Here is a 19254-nt window from a genome sequence, read left to right on the forward strand (position 1 = left end):
CCAGCAGAACCGAGCCCCCTCAAAAAAACGGCTCCCCTACTTTTAAGACGGGAGCCGTTTTTGGTTAGACGGAGCAGATTTCAAAACAGCTTGGGGTCTCAGGATGCCGTTTCCGGTGTCCAGTTTTTCAAAAACTCTTCCAATGCCGCATCTGCCTTGCCAATCTTGATCTGCAACGTGACATACAGATTGCCTGCTGCACGGGAGCCATGAGCCTGCACCCCTTTGCCGCGCAAACGCAGCTTGCTGCCACTGTCAGACCCGGCAGGGACGTTCATTTTCACATCCCCTGTTGGGGTTGGCACGGTAATGGAGCCGCCCAATACTGCTGTTTTCAAGTCCACCGGCAATGTTTCGTGCAGGTCAAATCCATCACGCGTGTAGCGGGCATCTGGCAGCACCGTTACGGTAATCAGGGCATCCCCATGCGGCGCACCTTGCGCTCCGGGCTCTCCTTTGCCACGTAGACGCAGCATTTGTCCGTCTTCTATGCCGGGCGGGATTTTAACATCCAGCGTGGCACCTTCTGGCAACGTAATGCGGGACGTGCCGCCATTCACTGCTTCCAGAAAGCTGACCTTGAGAGAATAGGACCGATCGGCACCCTTACGCGGGCCGGCACGGCGGCCCCGTGCGCCCCCGCCAAACATCCCCCCGAACAGATCGCTCAGATCTTCTTCCGAGAAACCGCCACCCGGACCACCGGGACCGCCAGGGCCACCATAACGGAAGCCCCCCATGCCTTCCCCAAAATCACGATAGCCTGCGCCACCGCCATAACCGGGATGCATACGCTCCTGCCCGGAGGCATCAATTTCACCCCGGTCAAATCTGGCGCGTTTTTCAGGGTCAGATAAAAGCTCGTTCGCCTGACCAATGGCCTTGAACTGCTCTTCCGCCTTTTTATCCCCAGGGTTCAGATCGGGGTGGTATTTTTTGGCCAGATTCCGATACGCCTTGCGGATATCATCCTGACTGGCCGTTTTTGAGACGCCAAGCACCTCATACGGATCACGCGCACTCATGCCTTGTCTCCCTGTGCTGTATCAGAAGCCGGTGCGAAGTTGTCCGTATCAAGCAGACTGATCAGAAGAGCGATGGTCACATCCTGAGCAAACCCGGCTTTCTCTGCCTCCGCAACAAGAGCTTCTAGCCGAGGTTTCAGAAAAGCCTCCGCCGATAGCGTGTTCATTATAGTCTTTTTCTCCACTTCCTTTTTGAAAGCACACCCGGTTTTTTGGTGTACCTTCAATGGTTTCAATATCTTGATAATAATAATGGGAACGGGCTCATCCATGGTCAATGGACAAGGACGATCACCAGCCTCTCACTCCCGTCCGCAAATCCCTTCGCCCTGCCCGCCAGAAACACTCGACCTTCTCTGCCCCCATATCTGCCTGCCACTGCGGGAAAGCACTTCCGCTACCGTAGGCCCGTTGCCTTGCGTTGCGGTGTTTGAGCAACAGGCGGCCCAGACATTTCCAAAGAACCAATAGCCTCAGGCCATCATACTCACTATAAGCCTAAGGAGACTGAACAGCTTTGACAGAAAAACCAACCTGCCAAAGCGACTTTTTGAGTGGAGAACCGGTGATGACTGACAAACCGCGCTTTTTTGATGATCTGGCCGGCGTAGCCGGTGGCGCTTTTTCAGCCCTGACCGGTGTGCGGGAAGAAATCAACGCCATTGTGCGCAGCCGCGTGGATGAAGTGCTGAGCAGCCTTCAGGTTGTACGCCGTGAAGAATTTGAAGTTGCGCGCGAACTCGCAGCGCAGGCCCGCATCGGGCAGGAAGAAGCCGAACGCCGCATTGCAGCCCTTGAAGCACGTGTGGAAGCACTGGAGCACAAGGCTCACGGTACCCACACTCACCATCAGGCCTGAACCGTTCCGCTTTTTCCGGGAATGGCGAAAGCAGGCTTTTGCCATTCGGCCAGAACATCTGCCCGCATCACCCCCGCAGCTGAGAGTGAGCCATGCCCGCGTTAAGCACTGATACCACCTTGTCCCCCGCCAACCCGCTTGATCTGATGGAACAGGTTATTGGCGGCCTAGGTTGGAACTTTGAACGCTGCAACCTGACAGAAATGGCCGTGGAAGCACCCGGAAAATGGTGTGACTACGGGTTGTTCTTCTCATGGTCGGCAGAACTGGGTGCCATTCATTTTACGTGTGCGTTTGATCTGAAGGCCCCGGCCCCGCAGCAACGCACCCTGTATGAACTGATCGGCATGGCCAATGAACGCATCTGGATCGGGCATTTCAGTCTGGATCAGGAAGACGGCGTCCTGCTGTTCCGCCACGCCCTGCTTCTGCGCGGCGCACACCTTTCCGTAGAGATGTTTGAAGACCTGATCGACATCGCCCTGACAGAGTGTGAGCGTTTTTATCCCGCATTCCAGTTTTTCCTCTGGGGTGGGCAGAACCCGGCAGATGCGCTGGCGGCCGCCATGCTGGATTGCGTGGGAGAAGCCTGATGAACACCAGTTCTCTTCTGCCATCCGTACTGCTGGTTGGATGCGGCAAAATGGGCGGAGCCATGCTGGAAGGCTGGATTCGCCATGGGCTTGCTCCCTCTGTGGTCATGGATCGTCATGACCACACGCTACCCGCGCCGCACCAGCATGCCCGCACACTGGCCGATATTCCGGCAGACTTCACGCCAGACATTATTATTCTGGCTGTAAAGCCACAGAAGGCCAATGAGGTTCTGGGGGAACTTGGGCAACGCTTCCCCACAACGCCCCTGCTATCCGTGATGGCGGGACGTACGGTTGAAAATCTGGCGCAACGCTTCAGCGAGGCCAACAGTGCAGCCAAGCCAACCATTATCCGCGCCATGCCCAATACACCCTGCGCCATTGGGGCAGGCATAAGCGGGCTCTACGCCGCTCCCACCGTAACAGATCAGCAAAAGCAGTATTGTGACCAGCTTTTGCAGGCTGTGGGAGAAACCGTATGGGTGGAGCAGGAAGATCTGATCGATTCCGTAACCGCCGTCTCTGGCAGTGGGCCCGCCTATGTCTTTCTGCTGGCCGAACTGATGGAAAAAGCTGGCGTGGAGCAAGGGCTTCCTGCCGAGACTGCCAGAAAACTGGCGCGCCGGACGATATTCGGCGCGGGTGCCCTGATGGATCAGTCGCCGCTTGATGCGGCTGAACTCCGCACACGTGTCACCAGCCCTGGTGGCACCACGGCTGCAGCTTTGGCTGTTCTGATGGCCCCGGATGCCTGGCCTACCACGGTTTCCAAAGCCATACAGGCTGCGGCACGCCGCGCCAAAGAACTTTCTTCCTGACTTTTCTGACCGCTGGCCTTTTCTGCCCGCATACCACCATGGTGTCCGGACAGAATGGGCCGCTCTCTGATTGATTTTCTCCGCTAACAGGCCTTTCACAATGGATACTGACGATTTTGATACAACCCTTCTGGCCGCTGCCATGGCGCAGGCAGAACAGGGTGGATGGTCTTCCGTTTCGCTTCTTGATGCTGCGCGCACCGCTGGGCTGCCCCTGCCGGAAACACGGGAGCGCTTTCCGTTTCGGGCGTCTGTGCTTCTGCGTCTGGGTCGCATAGCCGATGATTCCGCACTGGCGGATGATACGGCCACCGGCAGTTCTCGGGAGCGCCTGTTTGATCTGCTGATGCGCCGTCTGGATGTGTTTCAGCAATACCGCAACGGAATCAAGGCTGTGCTCCGCACCCTGCCGTTTGATCCCCCTCTTGCGCTTCTGCTGGGTGGCGCCACGCTGGAAAGCATGCGCTGGATGGCCGATGCTGCAGGAATCAGCACCACAGGGCTGGGCGGCCTTGTACGCGTGAACATGGTAGTGGGTGTCTGGACCCACACCCTCCGCACGTGGGAAAAAGATGACAGTGAAGATATGGGCACCACCATGGCCGCACTGGATCAGGCACTGGACAAGGCCGCCCGCTTCCGTCTGTTCCCGGCTGATACCGGACTGAGTGAGGGCGGCCTGCCCGATCTGGAGTTTGCTGAACCCGAGCCTCCCCAGTCCCCGCATGCTGAAAATACGCTGTAAGAGCAAAAACAGCGCATCCAGCATCTTTACGAACCGTGCTGGTTGGTCTTAATAGAGGCCAACCGCATTTCTGGTGGGGCGTAGCCAAGCGGTAAGGCAGCGGATTTTGATTCCGCCATGCGGAGGTTCGAATCCTCCCGCCCCAGCCATCGTTTCCTATATTTCCATAATTATCATTTACGTGCGCGCTGCACGGTAAGGCACCACGCCGCGTTCCTCGCTGCCAGCATCTATACCTCGGCCAGAAACCGGCAGTGAACGATGGCGGCAATCATCCCGTGCGCAGGCCCGGCAACCAGGGCCAATAGGCACGGCGTTGCGCTGGTCGGCCACATCCAGCCCGGCAGCGTAAATCATCCGCCCAGCATGCCGAATATCGCACCCCAGCACCACGGCAACCTGCCGGGGACGGTCAAAGTAGGACATGCTGCTATGCCGCACGGTGCGCGCGACGTTCAGGTAGACAACATCATCCGTCATGCGGGAAAGCTGTACCTGTACCTGCCCCGGTGTGGTGAAGGCCCGAAAAATGTTCCACAAAGGACACGGACCGCCAAAACGGGACTGCATGAAATGGTTGGCGGAGAAACTTTTCAGAATATTTCCTGCAATATCCAGTTTCATGAAGTAAAACGGGATACCCTCCGCCCCGGGGCGCTGAAACGTGCTTAGCCTGTGGCAGGCCTGCTCAAAGCTGACACCAAACCGACGGTGCAGCCGGTCTATATCATGCTGCATTTCCACTGCCGCCGTTCTGTATAATTCATAAGGCAGCAGAAGGGCTCCTGCAAAGTAATTGCCCAGATACAGCCGGGCCAGAGCGCGGGCGTTCTCCCCTTTAGGGCCGGACCGCCGCAGAATACGGTCCATCACGGCCCCCTGCTCCAGTTGCCCTACCACCTGCGCCAGACAGAACAGACTATCTTCTGCTAAAACATCCTGAGACAGAAACAGAGTATTGGTTTTCTGCTCCAGACGCCACCGCACGCCGCGCTGCTCCAGGGCGTGATCTGTTACAATCTGAAGGCGGTGCTCATCCTGCAGATACTGTATCAGTGCGGGGTGCAACCATCCTTCCTTCGGGGCCAGCTTGCCGTAAAGGGCTTCAGCCGCACTATCCAGTGCATGAAAATAATTGTGATTGGCCTGCACCCAGTCCCCTACAGCTTCATACGGCTCTATCACGGGCTGCGGCGGTGCATCCGCCAGAGATGCAGCCTGCTCCTGTGCATTTCTGTAGGCACTGTAAAGCTGCATAACTGCATGCCCCAGTGCAGGTGCTTTCTGCACGGTCGTCAGCATTTCTGAAAAATTCGGTCGGGCTGCGTCAAACAGGGGGTCTGCCAGAACTTCCCGCAAAGCCTGAACCAGACGCACTTCTTCCATATCGCTGAAATATGCAGGGCTTACGCCAAACACCCGGCACACATCTTCCAGATGTCGCTCCGGCAGGGGGCGTTGATCCCGCTCTATCTGGTTCAGATAGCTGGCTGAAATACCCAGTTTTTGCGCCAGAACGGCCTGCGTCAATCCGGCTTGCTGCCGCAGCGTGTTCAACCGGCTTCCTACAAACAGCTTTGTGGCTGGTTTTTTCATGTTCGCAATCTTTGCAATGCGGGCGTTTTTCTTCGCCTCTTTCCGCTTTTATCCAGCTTCTTTCTTGGGGGGCTACTCTGCAACACTCAGGCCAAGGATACAAATCAAAGGGTCTGACCATGCAGTCTCATCATGTCACCGTTCACCCCGAAACCGACCGCCTGCCCCGCACAGAACAACTGGCATGGAAAATTGCCGAAGTTGCTGCTGACCCTGTGCCGGTGGAACCCGAGGTGGCGGAAATGGTCATCAACCGCGTGATTGATAACGCCTCCGTCGCGCTGGCGTCTCTCAACCGGCATCCGGTCATGAGTGCGCGGGCTCAGGCTGTCGCACACGCTCACCCCGGCGGGGCCACCCTGTTCGGACTGGGGCCGGATATCCGCGTGCATGCAGAATGGGCCGCGTGGGCCAACGGAACTGCCGTGCGCGAACTGGATTATCACGATACCTTTCTGGCAGCGGACTACTCCCACCCGGGAGACAACATCCCTCCCCTGCTGGCGGTAGCCCAACAATGCGCCTCCTCCGGTGCGGATTTGATCCGAGCCGTTGCCACCGGCTACGAAATCCAGATTGATCTCACCCGCGCCATCTGCCTGCATAAGCACAAGATTGACCACGTGGCGCATCTTGGTCCCTCCGTAGCGTCTGGCCTTGGCACACTGCTCAAACTGCCGCCCGCCGTTATTTATCAGGCCATTGGGCAGGCTCTGCACGTTACCACCGCAACCCGCCAAAGCCGCAAGGGCGAGATTTCCTCCTGGAAAGCCTTTGCCCCGGCCCATGCCGGAAAAATGGCCGTGGAAGCCACGGACCGCGCCATGCGGGGGGAAGGCGCACCAAGCCCGATCTATGAAGGGGAAGACAGCGTGATTGCCTGGATGCTGGACGGGAAGGACGCGCACTACACCGTACCCCTCCCCGCACCCGGCGAGCCCAAACGGGCCATTCTCTCCTCCTTCACCAAGGAACATTCTGCTGAGTATCAGAGTCAGGCGCTGATTGATCTGGCCTTCCGTCTAGGCAAGCAGATTGAAAACTTTGAGGATGTGGCAGACATTCTGATCGAAACCAGCCACCACACCCATTATGTGATCGGCACCGGTTCAAACGACCCGCAGAAATTTGACCCCACGGCATCGCGTGAAACGCTCGATCATTCCATCATGTATATTGTGGCAGTGGCCCTGCAGGATGGTCGCTGGCACCACGTCCATTCCTACGAGCCCGGACGCGCTCAACGCCCGGATACCGTGCGCCTGTGGCGCAAGATCCGCACCGTGGAAACACCGGAATGGACGGCGCGTTACCATGCGGAAGACCCGGCCGTAAAAGCGTTTGGCGGCAAGATCATCATCCGCATGAAAGACGGACGCGTTCTGGAAGAAGAACAGGCTGTAGCCAATGCCCATCCGCTGGGTAGAACGCCCTGGCAGCGAGCAGACTACATCCGCAAGTTCAAGACTTTGACGGAAGATCTGATCTCGCCTTCCGAATCCGAACGTTTTCTGGAACTGGTGCAAAGGCTGCCTGATCTGAAACCGGCCGATCTGCTCGCGCTGGACCTTGTGGTGCCCCCCAACCGTATCTCGCGGAATCTTAACCCCGGCATTTTTGACTTCAGCCAAAGCGCAACCCGCCAGAACCCATCGGACGCACCTGCACGAGAAACCCCGGTTCTGGCCACTTCGGCCTGACCCTTACCAGCCTGACCACATCGCCACCAACAAGATAAAAAGTGCCGTCAAGGCACCCGCAATTTGGGAGACCCGTGATATGGACAACACCACGACGCTCCATCCCCGCCAGAAAAAATCCGTGGCTCTTTCTGGCGTTTCAGCAGGCAACACCGCTCTGTGCTCCGTCGGCCAGAGCGGGAATGATCTGCACTACCGGGGATATGACATTCAGGATCTGGCCGAAGCCTGTTCCTTTGAAGAAGTCGCCCATCTGCTGATTCATGGGCATCTGCCCAATAGTGCTGAGCTACAGCTTTATAAAGAACGCGTCCGCAGCCTGCGGGGCCTGCCAGATGCCGTAATGCGCGTTCTGGAGTCCCTGCCAGCCGCAACACACCCCATGGATGTTCTGCGCACGGGTGTTTCCACCCTGGGCTGTGTTCTGCCCGAACGGCCGGATACCCCAAGTGCTGGAGCCCGCACCATAGCGGACAAGCTGATCGCCTGCCTGGGGTCCATGCTGCTGTATTGGTACCATTTCTCCAACCATGGCCGCCGCATTGCCGTAGAAACGGAGGATGACAGCATTGGCGGGCACTTCCTGCACCTGCTGCACGGACGCACGCCGCCCAAACACTGGGTAAACGCCATGCACAGCTCACTCATTCTCTACGCAGAGCATGAGTTCAACGCTTCCACCTTTACCTGCCGTGTGGTGGCGGGCACGGGATCGGACATTTATTCCGCCATTACAGCGGGAATCGGTGCGCTTCGTGGCCCCAAACATGGCGGGGCGAACGAGGTCGCGCTTGAAATCCAGCAGCGCTACACCAGCCCAGAAGACGCCGAAACCGACATTCTCCGCAGGTTGGACGCCAAGGAAGTAATCATCGGTTTCGGGCACCCAGTTTACACCATCTCGGACCCCCGGAACGAGATCATCAAGCGGGCCGCCCTGAAGCTGGCGCAGAAAAGCGGGTCACGCCGCCTCTATAATGTGGCCGAACGGATTGAGGGAGTGATGGCGCACAAGCGCAAGATGTTCCCCAATCTCGATTGGTTCAGTGCCGTGGCCTACAGCCACATGGGCATTCCCACCGCCATGTTCACGCCCCTGTTTGTCATCGCCCGCACAGCAGGATGGAGCGCGCATGTTCTGGAACAACGGCAGGACGGAAAGATCATCCGCCCCTCCGCCACCTATACCGGCCCCGAAAACCGCCGATTCCCTTCCCTGCATGAACGGGATGGACTGGAGAACGCAGCATGACGTACCTGACAGGCATAACGCAGCCCACCATTCCTGCTGGCCAACGGTTCCGGCAACTGCTGGCGCAGCCAGGCATCCTGCAACTGCCCGGTGCGCATAACGGGCAAGCGGCCTTGCAGGCAAAGGATGCCGGGTTCAATGCCCTCTACCTCTCCGGCGCCGCCATGACAGCCAGCATGGGCCTGCCAGATCTGGGCATTATCACGGTTGACGAGGTCTGTTTCTTCATCCGCCAGATTGTCCGCGCCTCGGAACTGCCGCTGCTGGTGGATGGAGACACGGGCTATGGGGAAATTCTGAATGTGATGAACATGGTGCGGGCCTTTGAAGAAGCGGGAGCCGCCGCCGTGCATGTGGAAGATCAGATTCTGCCCAAGAAATGCGGCCATCTGAACGATAAAAAGCTCAGCACACCGCATGATATGGCGCTGAAAGTGGCCGCCGCCGCCAAAGCCCGGCGGGACATGGTGGTCATTGCCCGCACGGATGCCGCCGCACAGGAAGGCATGGACGGGGCCGTTGCCCGCGCCCGCCTGTATTATGAAGCCGGGGCAGATGCCATTTTCCCCGAAGCGCTGACAACGGCGGAGATGTTCCGCGAATTCGCCCGCCGCCTGCCGGATGTGCCCCTTCTGGCGAACATGACGGAATTTGGACGCACGCCCTTTTTCACAGCGTCGGAGTTCCAGGAAATGGGCTACCGCATGGTCATCTGGCCTGTCAGTTCATTACGAGTTGCAAACAAGGCGCAGGCGGACCTGTACGCCACACTGGCCCAGAACGGCAGCACGGAAGCCATGCTGAGCCGCATGCAGACTCGGGAAGAACTCTACAAAACCCTACGCTATCACGAGTACGAAGCGCTGGATGCCAGCATCATCACCACCGTCCTGCCTGAAACACGGGCAGGTACTCCTAAAGCGGCCTGATCACACAGCCGTTTTTGCGCCAGAGGCTGTTCCGGCACTGTTATCCTGCTATGAACAGCCTCATCATGACAGATCATCCGGCGGCTTCTACGCCTCTTCTCGCTTTACCCGGCCTGAAAGCCGTTCTGACAGCGCGCACGTTGTCTGCTTTTTCCTCTCAGGTGCAGGCCGTGGCCGTGGGCTGGCAAATTTATGCCCTCACTCACAGCGCCGCCGCGCTCGGGTTTGTGGGGCTGGCACAGTTCCTCCCCATGGTTGCGTTCATTTTTCCCGCAGGCCACGCGGCGGACCAGCATGACAGACGCCGGATTGTCATCACCTGCCAGACCATCGAAGCCATAGCAGCCGCCTTCATGGCGGTGGCCTCCTTCACCCATCATCTGGCTCCAGGCATGATTTATGGGCTGGTCGCCCTGTTTGGCATGTGTCGCGCCTTTGAAATGCCCGCACAGCAGACCTTTTTGCCCTCCATGGTTTCCGCTGCGGTTTTTCCCAAGGCGGCAGCACTTTCTTCCTCCCTTTTTCAGGTGGCATCCATCGCGGGGCCATCTTTAGGCGGGCTGCTTTATGGGCTGGGAGCCGACGTCTGCTACGCCCTCTGCGCCATTGGATTTGCCATCTCGGCCTTCGCCACCTTTTCCATGACGCTCCGCTTTCCCGCCCGTGCCAGGCAGCCAGCGAGTCTGGCGGCGGTTTTTGGGGGCATCGCCTTCCTGCGCCGCCGCCCCACCATGCTGGGTGCACTCTCGCTTGATCTGTTTGCTGTGCTGTTAGGGGGCGCCACCGCCATGCTGCCTCTCTACGCCACGGACATCCTGCACGCTGGGCCATGGGGGCTGGGTCTTCTGCGGGCAGCTCCTGCCATTGGGGCGTTAGGCGTAGCCGCTGTGCTGGCCCGCTACCCCTTGGGGCGGCACGCTGGGCAGTGGATGTTTGTTTCCGTCGCCATCTTCGGCGTTGCCACCATTCTGTTTGGCCTTTCCAGCTCCATTCCGCTCTCCGTTCTGGCGCTGGCGGTTCTGGGCGGGGCGGACGTTATCAGCGTGATGGTCCGCAGTTCTCTTGTTCAGTTAGGCACACCAGATGAAATGCGTGGGCGCGTTTCCGCCGTGAACATGCTGTTTATTGGCTCATCCAACCAGCTTGGCGAATTTGAAAGCGGCATGCTGGCCAGCCTGATCGGCGCCGTCCCTGCCGTTGTGGTTGGAGGCTTGGGGACATTGGCCATTACGGGCCTGTGGATGATCATGTTCCCCGGTCTCAGGCAACTTGATCGGCTGGAAGACATCAAACCGGACTAGCCGTGATCCACACATCGAACGCGATCAAGATCACCCATACAAAAACAGCCTGAAAGGTTTCCCCTCCAGGCTGTTTCGTTCAAGAAACATTGTACTAAAACTAAACTGTTTCCTAATTACCGGCGTATAAAGCTCAGACCGCCTTTTTCAGGTTGGGGCTGGCTTTGAAACGAACGGTCTTGCCGGCTTTCACCTTCACAGGCTCACCCGTGCGCGGATTCAGCGCCTTGCGAGCCTTGGTTTTGCGCACAGTAAACGTTCCGAAAGAAGGTAGGGTAAACCCACCTTCCCGCTTCAGTTCTTCTATGATCGCGTCCATCAGATCGTTCGCTGCCTGATTGGCGGCCACGCCGGTGCAGTTGATCGAATCCTGGATCACCGCAGCAATAAAGGCCTTGCTCATTGAGACCGTATCTCCCTTTCAGACAGAACTATGTGAGTAACAATTATTCGGTTAGGATAACCAACAACACTCGCGGCTTGTAGTCATATTTTTACGAAAAAACCAACTTAAAAATGCATTCAGTTTCGATTTCTCCCGCAGCCATCAGCGAAAACCAGGTCGAAAGGGCTCTCTCAGCCCCTCTTCCAGCAGGTTCAGTGTGCCTGTTTGCCGCCTATGCGCCAAATGGTAATTTGCCGCCATATACCTGTTTTTACCTGAAAAATCTCAAACTATGCGGTCTGAATGTGCATGTTGTACTCTCGGGTTGCTCAGTTATAACAGAAAAAACACGTCAGTTTTGTTACAGACACACTTTTACCGTGTGGCACCGCCCGAATGGGGGGCTTGATTTTGGTGCATGGCGTTTTCTAATTGATAAAGGCATTACACGGGCAGCACCCTATATTCTATTTGCCAATGATAGTGTTTTTGGGCCCCTTGCCCCTCTTCCCCCACTCCTCCGAACCTTGCAGGCCGATACACAGCCTGCATGGGGGCTTGTTGCCTCCCGTGCCGTTACACCTCACTTACAATCCTGGTTTGTCGGTCTTTCCCGCACGACGTTTGAACAGGATGCCGTACAAAGGGTATTCTCTCTTCCCTATGAGAGCATGACACGGGAAGAAATTATCTGGCATGGGGAACTTGGGTTATCCGTTGCCCTGCGCTCCGCAGGCTTGTCTCTTCACGCCTTATGGACGGATGAAAACAATGCATTCGCACGCCTCTTTCCCACCAACCCCATGCATTCTCACTGGCGGTCCTTTGTTCGGTCCGGTCGTGTTCCGTTTCTCAAACAGGAATTACTGCGCGATAATCCCTTTGCTCTGCCGGAAATAAAAAACTGGCGTTCCCTCATCCCTGCCAAAAGCGGTTTTGACCCAGACTGGATTGAATCATACCTTGCCCAGCATCCCCCCCGCTCCCTCCAGAAAAGCTCAACATGGAAAGGGCGGGCACTTTATAAAATGATGAACATGCTCGATAATTTCAGGTAATTATTTCTTTTTTAGAATAAAAATTTTCTTATTTTTATTTGTAAAATATTTGAAAATCATCAAACTTTTTCTTTTTTGAAAAAATACAAAACGTTCTTCTATAATACTAAAACTTTCTATTTTCAGGAAATACTCACAAAAAAACCGGGCTGTTAAGCCCGGTTTCTACAACGTTCAAAACCTCAACTGAGATTTTATTTAACGTTGTTAGCAATATTGAACTGGCTGGTGTTGAGGCTATCAACGCCAACAAACGTAATCTGGCTCTGGTCAGACAGCGTGACGGTGGTGTTACCATCTTTGTGTGAGGCGCTATCCAGAACCTTCTGCAGATCTGCGTCTGTATAACCATAGTTAACCAGCAGCACAGAGTTGCCTGCAGCGCTACCAAAGTCAGAAATGGTGTAGTCAGCGCCGGCAATACCATCACGGAAGCCGAACACGTTTGCTGCGCCGGAACCACCCTGCAGGGTTGCATTGCCAACACCGCCAACCAGCGTATCGCTAGCAGAACCACCGATGAAAAGCTGGTTGCCCGTGCCGGTGGTGGTGCCGAATGCATGAATACCGAATGCAGAAGAAGCGCCATCCAGCGTTTCGTTGCCTTCGTTTGCAACAAACAGAGACGTACCAGCCGTAGAGTTGACAACCGCGTCCAGACCATTTGCACCGAAGATGGTGGTCTGGCCAGCCGTGATGGTGGTAACGCCCGTGCCACGGATAAAGGTCAGAGAACCACTGACATCTACATTGGCCGCATTGGTGTTGGAGACTTCAAAGTCACCATAAGCAGCAGAAATGGTGTTCAGCTGGCCGCCAATAACCGTTCCGGTAGAACCGGCAAGGTTGATGGAAGTGTGCTGAACCGTCGGATCATTGCCGTTGGAGCCACCGATAACGGTGCTTCCGCCGCCAACAGTGATCTGCTCACCATCTGCGCTGTTATCAACAACCAGGGAGTTTGCACCCACCTGCACAACAGAGCTGGCACCATTCAGGGTGATGTTCTGCGTGCCTGCCGTTGCGGTAATGGTGTCCTGACCATCGGAATGGACGTAGTTGACACCCGTGCCCAGCGTGATGGTGTTATCACCAGCGCCTGCTGCAACCGTGTTGCTGCCTGCACCCGTATCGATAACATCATTGCCGTCACCGGTCAGGATGTTCCAGTTACCGGCAGTGTTGAGGTTGCTACCCTGGAAGCGGTTATCACCGGAACCAGCGAAGAACGTGCCGCTCTGGCTTCCTGCACGGAAGGAGATACCGGCTTCAGTGCCGCCCAGAACCGTTACGTTCTGTGCCGTGTCCTTGGTGATATCAACATTCACCCATCCTGCCAGAGCCGAACCCGGCTGAGCAGCAGAATCAGACCCGATGGACAGCCATTCGGTGTTGCCAGCAACATTGTAGGAACCAGCAGAGGTGATCACCCCATAGCCAGCCTGGTTGCTTCCTGCCTGGCCATTGTTCGTGCCTGGCGTCAGATGACGCGCATCAAGCGTGTCAACAACGCTGCTCAGCTTGGAGGAAAGAGCTTCGGCCTGCTTAACGAACGTCGAGTTCTGCGAACCATCAACGGTAACCTGTACCTGTCCGCCTGACGCACCGACAACGGTGATAATCGCCATTTATTTCGTCCTTCTCACTCTCCGCTGCGGCGCGAAAAAACCTTACCTTCACAGCGGCATACTTCTGTCATGTTTGGTTCTAGGCGAATCATCGGCGAGCTTGCAAGCATATTTTGAGTATTTGGCCTGTATATTCTCTTTTTTAACACTGGTGTCTCACAACAGATACAGCGGTTAGTACTTTTTTACCGTACGTTACAAAGCATCCGTGTACAATATTGGAACAAGATGCAGGGCTATTTTTCTTTCACTGTACAAACAACAGATGCGAATACGCGAATAATAGTACCATCAACGTGCCCGCAGCACCCATTCATCACTGCAACAGCAGGGACTAAACACATTACAAACATTACAGAATGCTGCTTTTGCCCCCTCAGAACTGGCGTTTTGTCTCCGCTTTTTCCTCAGAGATGACCGTCTGATACAGACTGTGGAGTTGATCCGCCTGTGCCTCATAAGTGGGAAGAGCGCTTTTGAGAGGGTTCTCATAATTTTCCAGCATGGCTGCTTTCTCAAGCAACGCGCTGATGGCGTGCTTCAATCCTTCTGGCCGCCCATCAAGCTCGATGAAGGCACCATTTACGCCATCCACCACATCTTCCGATTGACCACCCGGAGACGTTGTCACAACCCAGACATCGCGCGCCAATGCTTCACGCACGGTCAGGCCAAAACTTTCCTTCCACTGGGAGGGGAAGAGAAGAACATCGATTCTATCAAAAAAATCATCACTCTCGTCTGATGGGTAGGACGGGATAACATCCACTTTGCCGCCAACTCTCCATAAACTTGTATCAATCGATTTGAAGCCGAGCTTGAGCGTATTATCGACCAGCACGAGTTCCCAATCTGTTCTTTCAAGAGACTCGAACGCCTTGCGGATGAGCGGAAACCCTTTAACAGCCTCATTCCCCCCCACATACCCGAACCGAAGAGGAGCCCCCGGCTTATGCTTGAGATGCGGACGTTTAGGCCAGACGAATCCGTTCCTGTTCACAACAAGCCGATCAGTCGGCACGCCATTTGCTGCATACAACTCAAGATGAGACTGACTGGGGCTCAGCAGGCGGGCTGCATATTTCAGGCACTCCTGCATCATGAGCGCCCGCTCCGTGAGGTGCCTTACGCCGGGCACACAGGCTTCACACACCCGAAGATCAATTGTTTTCTGGAAACAGTACCGTCCGTTTTTCTGCACCATGAACTGGCGCTCGCACAGCCACCAGGCATCATGCAACGTGACAACATACGGCACACCCAGTTCCTGACAGACCCGCACCAAGGAGGCTCCGAGCCCCTGGGTGGCATGAAAATGCACAATATCCGGCTGCCAGGCTTTGACCCAACTCCTGAAAACTTCCGCAATAGCCGGGTTATCCAGACCGGAAATAGGGTCTTCCTCCACCGGAACGGAAAGCGCCTGCATGCCCTGTACCTGATAGCGCAGAGCAGAGTTTGGCAACCCCGCTAGAGAAGGGCGAGACGTCATGACCGCAACATCCATACCCCGCTGCTGCATGGCTTTCGCCATTTCTTCCGCAACCAGTGTCGCTCCGCCAAAGGAACGGGGAGCAAAGAACACATTGACCACCATAACCCGCGGTTTTGTGTAAACCGGTTGAACCGGGAAGCCGAATACGGGAAGAACCTGCTGCTGCGCCACGGCCTGAGGGCTGTATCGCGCCAAGATGTCCGTATGTGCTTTTTCGCCAATAGCCTGACGCTGCGCCGCATCGTCCGCCAAAGCCAGCAAAGCCGTTTTCCAGTCTTCTGGCGAGGCTGCCAGATAGCCATTGGTTCCCGTCTGAATAACATCCGTAAAGGCCTGCGCCGGGGAACAAACGGAAGGAATGGAGAGCACGGCCGCTTCCAGATATTTTATGTTGCTTTTTGCATCATTAAAAAGCCCTGGCTCCAAGGGAGCTATAGCGATATCCGCCTGCGCAAGACGCTGCAAATAGGCAGGATAAGACCGTCCTTGCAGCTTTTCCACCCGGTCTCCCAGCGCCTCAAATTCAGATGGAAGGGTCAAATCACCAACAATCTGCAATCGCAGGCGCGGGTCTGTCTGCATTGCCGCCAAAATACCGGGAGCAGCAACCCGAAAATCCATATCATGTGTTTTGGTGCCAGACCCGTAGAAGACAAGAATACTACTCTGGCCCTCTGCCTTCTTCTGCCCAGCCTGTGCCTGAAGAGCCGTTGCTTCCGTAAGAGTTTCCTCATCCAGCGCATTCTCAATTACAGAAACATCGCTCACACCAGCCTGTCGCATGGCATCTGCCAAGCCCCGTGTGGACGCTATGGCCCGACCACATGCCAGAAGCGCTTTTCTGTAATAAACCACACCCTCCAGCACATTTCGCCGTTCAGAGGCAGAAAGTGTCTTCAGATTGGTGTTTTTTTCATAGGATTCAGGATCAAAAATCAGATCATCCACTTCCCACCACGGGGAAAGGGAAAGCCGATGCGCCTCTTCTATCAGAAGCAGGCCATCCTTGTTTCCGGGCACACGGTAAAAAACCACCCGGGTACAGACCTGCAACAGGGAAAGAGCCCGTGCGATATCGTACCATTCCACTACAACCACACGCCAACCGAGGCTCTCCAACTCCTCCTGACGTTGCCACACGCGGTATTTGGCACATTGTGGTATGGAAAGTTCGGCAATAATCAGAAATAGCGGCTGAAAATCATCCGTTACCCGGTCTGGAAGCGGGTGAAGATAAACCTCTTCCGCCCGCTTGCGGCTTTCTTTTTCAGTCATTTTAGAAAGAGAGCGCTCGGACCTCCGCCCGAAAAACCCCACACGAGGCATTTCCGGCAACCGGGCATGAAGACGCTCCGCAACACCGCGCCACCCTTCCGTACGCGCAATTTCACGCACACGCTGAACAACCTCCTTCACGGGACGTCCGGATGAGGGCATGCGCCCCGCCGCAAGAGACCTGACCGCCCGGAGGGGAATGGTTACTTTCCATGACAGAGATGTACGTTCCAGATTCCGGTAATAGCGCTCGGATGCCAGAGCGGAAAACATGCCATCTGACCGGAGGGAATGCAGTCGTGCACTCGCCCGATAGCCCACCACCAGATCTTCCGCCAACTGAAGCTGTTTCTGGAGCCGGGCGGTATCAATGGCAGAAGCCTCCCCCTCCGGAGACTTTTCTCTAACACCCTGCAAAGAAAGCGGATCATGCGTCATGTCTGTCATGACGGAATCATGCCGTTCTTCCTCAAAACTGTCCACACAAACACGATACGCCTGTAGCACCCCAGCCAGACGGGCTGGGAGTGCGTATAAATATGTCAGACCACCCTGCCGAAACCCATACTTTGACGGACATCTCTGACGATTTATATATATCTGAGATAGTTGGTCTGTTTGATTTCAGACCCAGCTTGCCGTTTTTTCAAAGTGAAAAGAAGAGAATGCCTCAGCGTCCCTCTGCCTCTGTTTCTGCCGCCCTTCCGCCAGAGCAAACGGCGTCTCCTTTTCCTGCCCGTCCAGAGTCTGGTTCTCTCCCTCTTCGGGCGCAGGCTCCCGCCAATAGCCCCCAGACAAACAGCACAGTCGAAAACCGTGCACTCAGAATCGCCTTGGCAGATGCCTTGGCTGCACTCGCGGCCTCACGCCACAAAAATGTGGAGCAGGAACGGCGTATTCAAAAACTCGAGCAGGCGCTGGGGGAGCATGAACGCGCTTTTCAGCGCATCACCACCCAGTTGAACGAACACCAGAAGGCTCTCCTGGAAACAACCCGGACGCTTACCCCTCATCCATCCCGCCTGCGCCGCCTTTGGCGCACCCTGCGATATCCACCCGTTTCCCCTGCCTTACCTGAAGCACCTGCTCTGGAAGCCCTTCCCCCCCTCCCTCCGTCTCTACCGCAACCACCGTCGTCCCTGCCTCTTCCCGCAGCTCACACCGGACCACGCAAAATCCTGTTTGTGGCAGGAGAATTGGACACAACCGGCCGCATTTATCGGTGTGAACGTATGGCAGCAGCCTTTGCCTCGGCTGGCGTTGAGGTTCGCGTGCTTGAGTGTCCAGTTGTGGGACCGGATGATGTTCTTTGGGCTGATGCCCTTGTTATCTGGCGTGCGCGGATCAGCCCGCATGTCAGCACCATGCTGCGCCTGTTCCGGGAACAGGGAAAACCCACCATTTTTGACATTGATGATCTCGTCTTCCGGCCGGATCTCGCCAAAATAGAGATTATTGACGGCATTCGGCACGCTGCCACCGTTACGGAAGAAACAACCTGCCAGATTTTCACAGATCTTCATAAAACTGCTGAAGACTGCGACATGGCTTTCACCACAACCGTGGAACTGCTTGATCAGCTTTTTCGGACCGGAGTGAACCCCATTCTGGTGCTCCCCAACACCTTTGACCATGAAACCCAGCAGCGGGGCCGCCTTGCCGCCCGCCGCAAGCAGCTTATCGGGCCTGATGGCCTTATCCGTATTGGATACGCCGCAGGCTCACGCACGCATCAGCGTGATTTCAAGCTGGTCTCACAGGTAATGGCCGACCTGTTGCGCGCAGATAACCGACTGAGGCTTGTTCTGTTCACGCTGAATGACACTCTTCCTCTTCTCCTTACGGAGGAATTTCCGGAACTGAATGGACTGGAAGATCAGATTGAATGGCGCACCTTTGTTCCGCTTGTCGATCTTCCTGCTGAAATGGCGCGGTTTGATATCTCCATCATTCCACTTGAAGCCGGCAATGTGTTCTGTGAAGCCAAAAGCGAGATCAAGTTCTTTGAAGCAGCCCTTGGGAATGTCTGCTCCATAGCCTCCCCCACCGGCCCGTTCCGGCGGATTATCCAGCATGGCCAAAACGGGTTCCTTGCCAGCACGGCGGAGGAATGGCGCAACGTCCTGCTTATGCTCATTCAGGATCCGGCTTTGCGCCAGAAACTGGCCCGCAATGCGTTTCACTGTGCCTTGTGGTTTTTTGGCCCTGAACGTCTGAGCTTCCTGGCTCGTGACGCTGTGCTGTCCATGGGGCAAGGCACGGAGTCCGCTCAGGCCAATGCCCGATTGATTGCCCGCACCCAGGACACAACGCCCCTCATTCCTGTTGTGCCTGAAAGTGAAACACTTTTTCTGCACGACCATCTGGACCAGGCAGACGTGAGTGTAGTGATCACGTCCTACAACTATGAACATTTCATTCTGGAAGCGCTTGAAAGTGTGGCCGCTCAGACGCTGCCTGTGCTGGATCTTGTTGTCGTGGATGACGGCTCAACCGATGGGTCTCTGTCCCTGGTTGTGGCGTGGGCGGAAAAGCATACCCATCGCTTCAACCGTCTGCTTGTCTTGCGCTCCGCTGCCAATGCGGGCTTAG

The 19254-nt window shown here is 56.0% G+C and carries 16 protein-coding genes and 1 tRNA gene; 11 read left to right on the forward strand and 6 right to left on the reverse strand.

Going from position 1 to position 19254, the window contains the following annotated elements:
- Window positions 1–98 precede the first annotated feature (98 nt).
- Together AD944_RS10435 and AD944_RS17085 are read right to left on the reverse strand one after the other, a co-directional pair.
- Window positions 99–1025 (reverse strand): DnaJ C-terminal domain-containing protein, encoded by a 927-nt coding sequence (locus tag AD944_RS10435; RefSeq protein ID WP_045541777.1) that lies wholly within the window; start codon window positions 1023–1025, stop codon window positions 99–101.
- Entirely contained in the window at window positions 1022–1192 is a 171-nt protein-coding gene (locus tag AD944_RS17085) for a hypothetical protein (protein ID WP_006557708.1), read from the reverse strand. The genes AD944_RS10435 and AD944_RS17085 overlap by 4 nt, the downstream gene beginning before the upstream one ends.
- Window positions 1193–1593: 401 nt before the next feature.
- Between AD944_RS17085 and AD944_RS10445 the strand changes: the two genes are divergently transcribed.
- The 5 genes from AD944_RS10445 (at window position 1594) to AD944_RS10465 (ending at window position 4192) form a co-directional block, all read left to right on the forward strand.
- Entirely contained in the window at window positions 1594–1884 is a 291-nt protein-coding gene (locus tag AD944_RS10445; RefSeq protein WP_035382658.1) for an accessory factor UbiK family protein, read from the forward strand.
- A 92-nt stretch (window positions 1885–1976) separates the two neighbouring features.
- On the forward strand, window positions 1977–2477 hold the full coding sequence (locus AD944_RS10450; protein ID WP_035382550.1) for a type III secretion system chaperone family protein: 501 nt from the start codon (window positions 1977–1979) through the stop codon (window positions 2475–2477).
- Window positions 2477–3298: a pyrroline-5-carboxylate reductase gene (gene proC / locus AD944_RS10455; protein ID WP_045541779.1), complete on the forward strand. Its 822-nt coding sequence runs from the start codon at window positions 2477–2479 to the stop codon at window positions 3296–3298. The genes AD944_RS10450 and proC overlap by 1 nt, the downstream gene beginning before the upstream one ends.
- A gap of 100 nt (window positions 3299–3398) precedes the next feature.
- A complete protein-coding gene (locus tag AD944_RS10460; protein ID WP_045541780.1) occupies window positions 3399–4043 on the forward strand; it encodes a TetR family transcriptional regulator in 645 nt (214 codons plus the stop codon).
- Between the two features lie 74 nt (window positions 4044–4117).
- Window positions 4118–4192 (forward strand) — tRNA-Gln (locus AD944_RS10465).
- Window positions 4193–4220: 28 nt separating this feature from the next.
- Here the strand turns inward: AD944_RS10465 and AD944_RS10470 are convergent.
- Window positions 4221–5639 carry a helix-turn-helix transcriptional regulator gene (locus AD944_RS10470; RefSeq protein ID WP_045541781.1) on the reverse strand — a complete coding sequence of 473 codons (1419 nt, stop codon included), beginning with the start codon at window positions 5637–5639 and terminating at the stop codon, window positions 4221–4223.
- 119 nt (window positions 5640–5758) lie between these two features.
- Here AD944_RS10470 and AD944_RS10475 point away from each other — a divergent pair, with 119 nt between their 5' ends.
- The 4 genes from AD944_RS10475 (at window position 5759) to AD944_RS10490 (ending at window position 10821) form a co-directional block, all read left to right on the forward strand.
- Window positions 5759–7339, forward strand: coding sequence for an MmgE/PrpD family protein (locus tag AD944_RS10475; protein ID WP_045541782.1), 1581 nt, complete (start codon window positions 5759–5761; stop codon window positions 7337–7339).
- A 79-nt stretch (window positions 7340–7418) separates the two neighbouring features.
- Window positions 7419–8591 carry a bifunctional 2-methylcitrate synthase/citrate synthase gene (gene prpC, locus AD944_RS10480; protein WP_045541783.1) on the forward strand — a complete coding sequence of 391 codons (1173 nt, stop codon included), beginning with the start codon at window positions 7419–7421 and terminating at the stop codon, window positions 8589–8591.
- The gene (prpB, locus tag AD944_RS10485; RefSeq protein WP_045541784.1) at window positions 8588–9520 is read left to right on the forward strand and encodes a methylisocitrate lyase; all 933 of its coding nucleotides are present in this window, start codon (window positions 8588–8590) and stop codon (window positions 9518–9520) included. Before prpC ends, prpB begins: the two co-directional genes overlap by 4 nt.
- Before the next feature lie 50 nt (window positions 9521–9570).
- Window positions 9571–10821, forward strand: a complete 1251-nt coding sequence (locus AD944_RS10490; protein WP_045541785.1) for an MFS transporter — start codon at window positions 9571–9573, stop codon at window positions 10819–10821.
- Between the two features lie 133 nt (window positions 10822–10954).
- Here AD944_RS10490 and AD944_RS10495 read toward each other — a convergent pair whose 3' ends face one another.
- Window positions 10955–11224 (reverse strand): HU family DNA-binding protein, encoded by a 270-nt coding sequence (locus AD944_RS10495; RefSeq protein ID WP_006557723.1) that lies wholly within the window; start codon window positions 11222–11224, stop codon window positions 10955–10957.
- Between the two features lie 113 nt (window positions 11225–11337).
- Between AD944_RS10495 and AD944_RS10500 the strand changes: the two genes are divergently transcribed.
- Entirely contained in the window at window positions 11338–12264 is a 927-nt protein-coding gene (locus AD944_RS10500; protein ID WP_052427117.1) for a rhamnan synthesis F family protein, read from the forward strand.
- A 194-nt stretch (window positions 12265–12458) separates the two neighbouring features.
- Here AD944_RS10500 and AD944_RS10505 read toward each other — a convergent pair whose 3' ends face one another.
- Together AD944_RS10505 and AD944_RS10510 are read right to left on the reverse strand one after the other, a co-directional pair.
- Window positions 12459–13892: a beta strand repeat-containing protein gene (locus tag AD944_RS10505; protein ID WP_045541786.1), complete on the reverse strand. Its 1434-nt coding sequence runs from the start codon at window positions 13890–13892 to the stop codon at window positions 12459–12461.
- Window positions 13893–14268: 376 nt separating this feature from the next.
- Window positions 14269–17145, reverse strand: coding sequence for a glycosyltransferase (locus AD944_RS10510; protein ID WP_179946467.1), 2877 nt, complete (start codon window positions 17143–17145; stop codon window positions 14269–14271).
- A gap of 182 nt (window positions 17146–17327) precedes the next feature.
- On the opposite strand from AD944_RS10510, the gene AD944_RS10515 reads away from it, so the two are divergent.
- Window positions 17328–19254: glycosyltransferase (locus AD944_RS10515; protein ID WP_169796362.1), on the forward strand; the 1927-nt coding region annotated here is incomplete at its 3' end.

The organism is Acetobacter tropicalis (assembly GCF_001580915.1).
GTDB classification, from domain to species: Bacteria; Pseudomonadota; Alphaproteobacteria; order Acetobacterales; family Acetobacteraceae; genus Acetobacter; species Acetobacter tropicalis.

Excerpts from the sequence above, each read along its gene's own strand:
- AD944_RS10505 (WP_045541786.1), bottom strand. The coding sequence starts at position 13,892 with ATGGCGATTATCACCGTTGTCGGTGCGTCAGGCGGACAGGTACAGGTT.
- AD944_RS10470 (WP_045541781.1), bottom strand. The coding sequence starts at position 5,639 with ATGAAAAAACCAGCCACAAAGCTGTTTGTAGGAAGCCGGTTGAACACG.
- AD944_RS10500 (WP_052427117.1), top strand. The coding sequence starts at position 11,338 with ATGCATTCAGTTTCGATTTCTCCCGCAGCCATCAGCGAAAACCAGGTC.
- AD944_RS10445 (WP_035382658.1), top strand. The coding sequence starts at position 1,594 with ATGACTGACAAACCGCGCTTTTTTGATGATCTGGCCGGCGTAGCCGGT.
- AD944_RS17085 (WP_006557708.1), bottom strand. The coding sequence starts at position 1,192 with ATGAACACGCTATCGGCGGAGGCTTTTCTGAAACCTCGGCTAGAAGCT.
- prpC (WP_045541783.1), top strand. The coding sequence starts at position 7,419 with ATGGACAACACCACGACGCTCCATCCCCGCCAGAAAAAATCCGTGGCT.
- proC (WP_045541779.1), top strand. The coding sequence starts at position 2,477 with ATGAACACCAGTTCTCTTCTGCCATCCGTACTGCTGGTTGGATGCGGC.
- AD944_RS10495 (WP_006557723.1), bottom strand. The coding sequence starts at position 11,224 with ATGAGCAAGGCCTTTATTGCTGCGGTGATCCAGGATTCGATCAACTGC.
- AD944_RS10460 (WP_045541780.1), top strand. The coding sequence starts at position 3,399 with ATGGATACTGACGATTTTGATACAACCCTTCTGGCCGCTGCCATGGCG.
- prpB (WP_045541784.1), top strand. The coding sequence starts at position 8,588 with ATGACGTACCTGACAGGCATAACGCAGCCCACCATTCCTGCTGGCCAA.
- AD944_RS10450 (WP_035382550.1), top strand. The coding sequence starts at position 1,977 with ATGCCCGCGTTAAGCACTGATACCACCTTGTCCCCCGCCAACCCGCTT.
- AD944_RS10475 (WP_045541782.1), top strand. The coding sequence starts at position 5,759 with ATGCAGTCTCATCATGTCACCGTTCACCCCGAAACCGACCGCCTGCCC.
- AD944_RS10490 (WP_045541785.1), top strand. The coding sequence starts at position 9,571 with ATGAACAGCCTCATCATGACAGATCATCCGGCGGCTTCTACGCCTCTT.
- AD944_RS10435 (WP_045541777.1), bottom strand. The coding sequence starts at position 1,025 with ATGAGTGCGCGTGATCCGTATGAGGTGCTTGGCGTCTCAAAAACGGCC.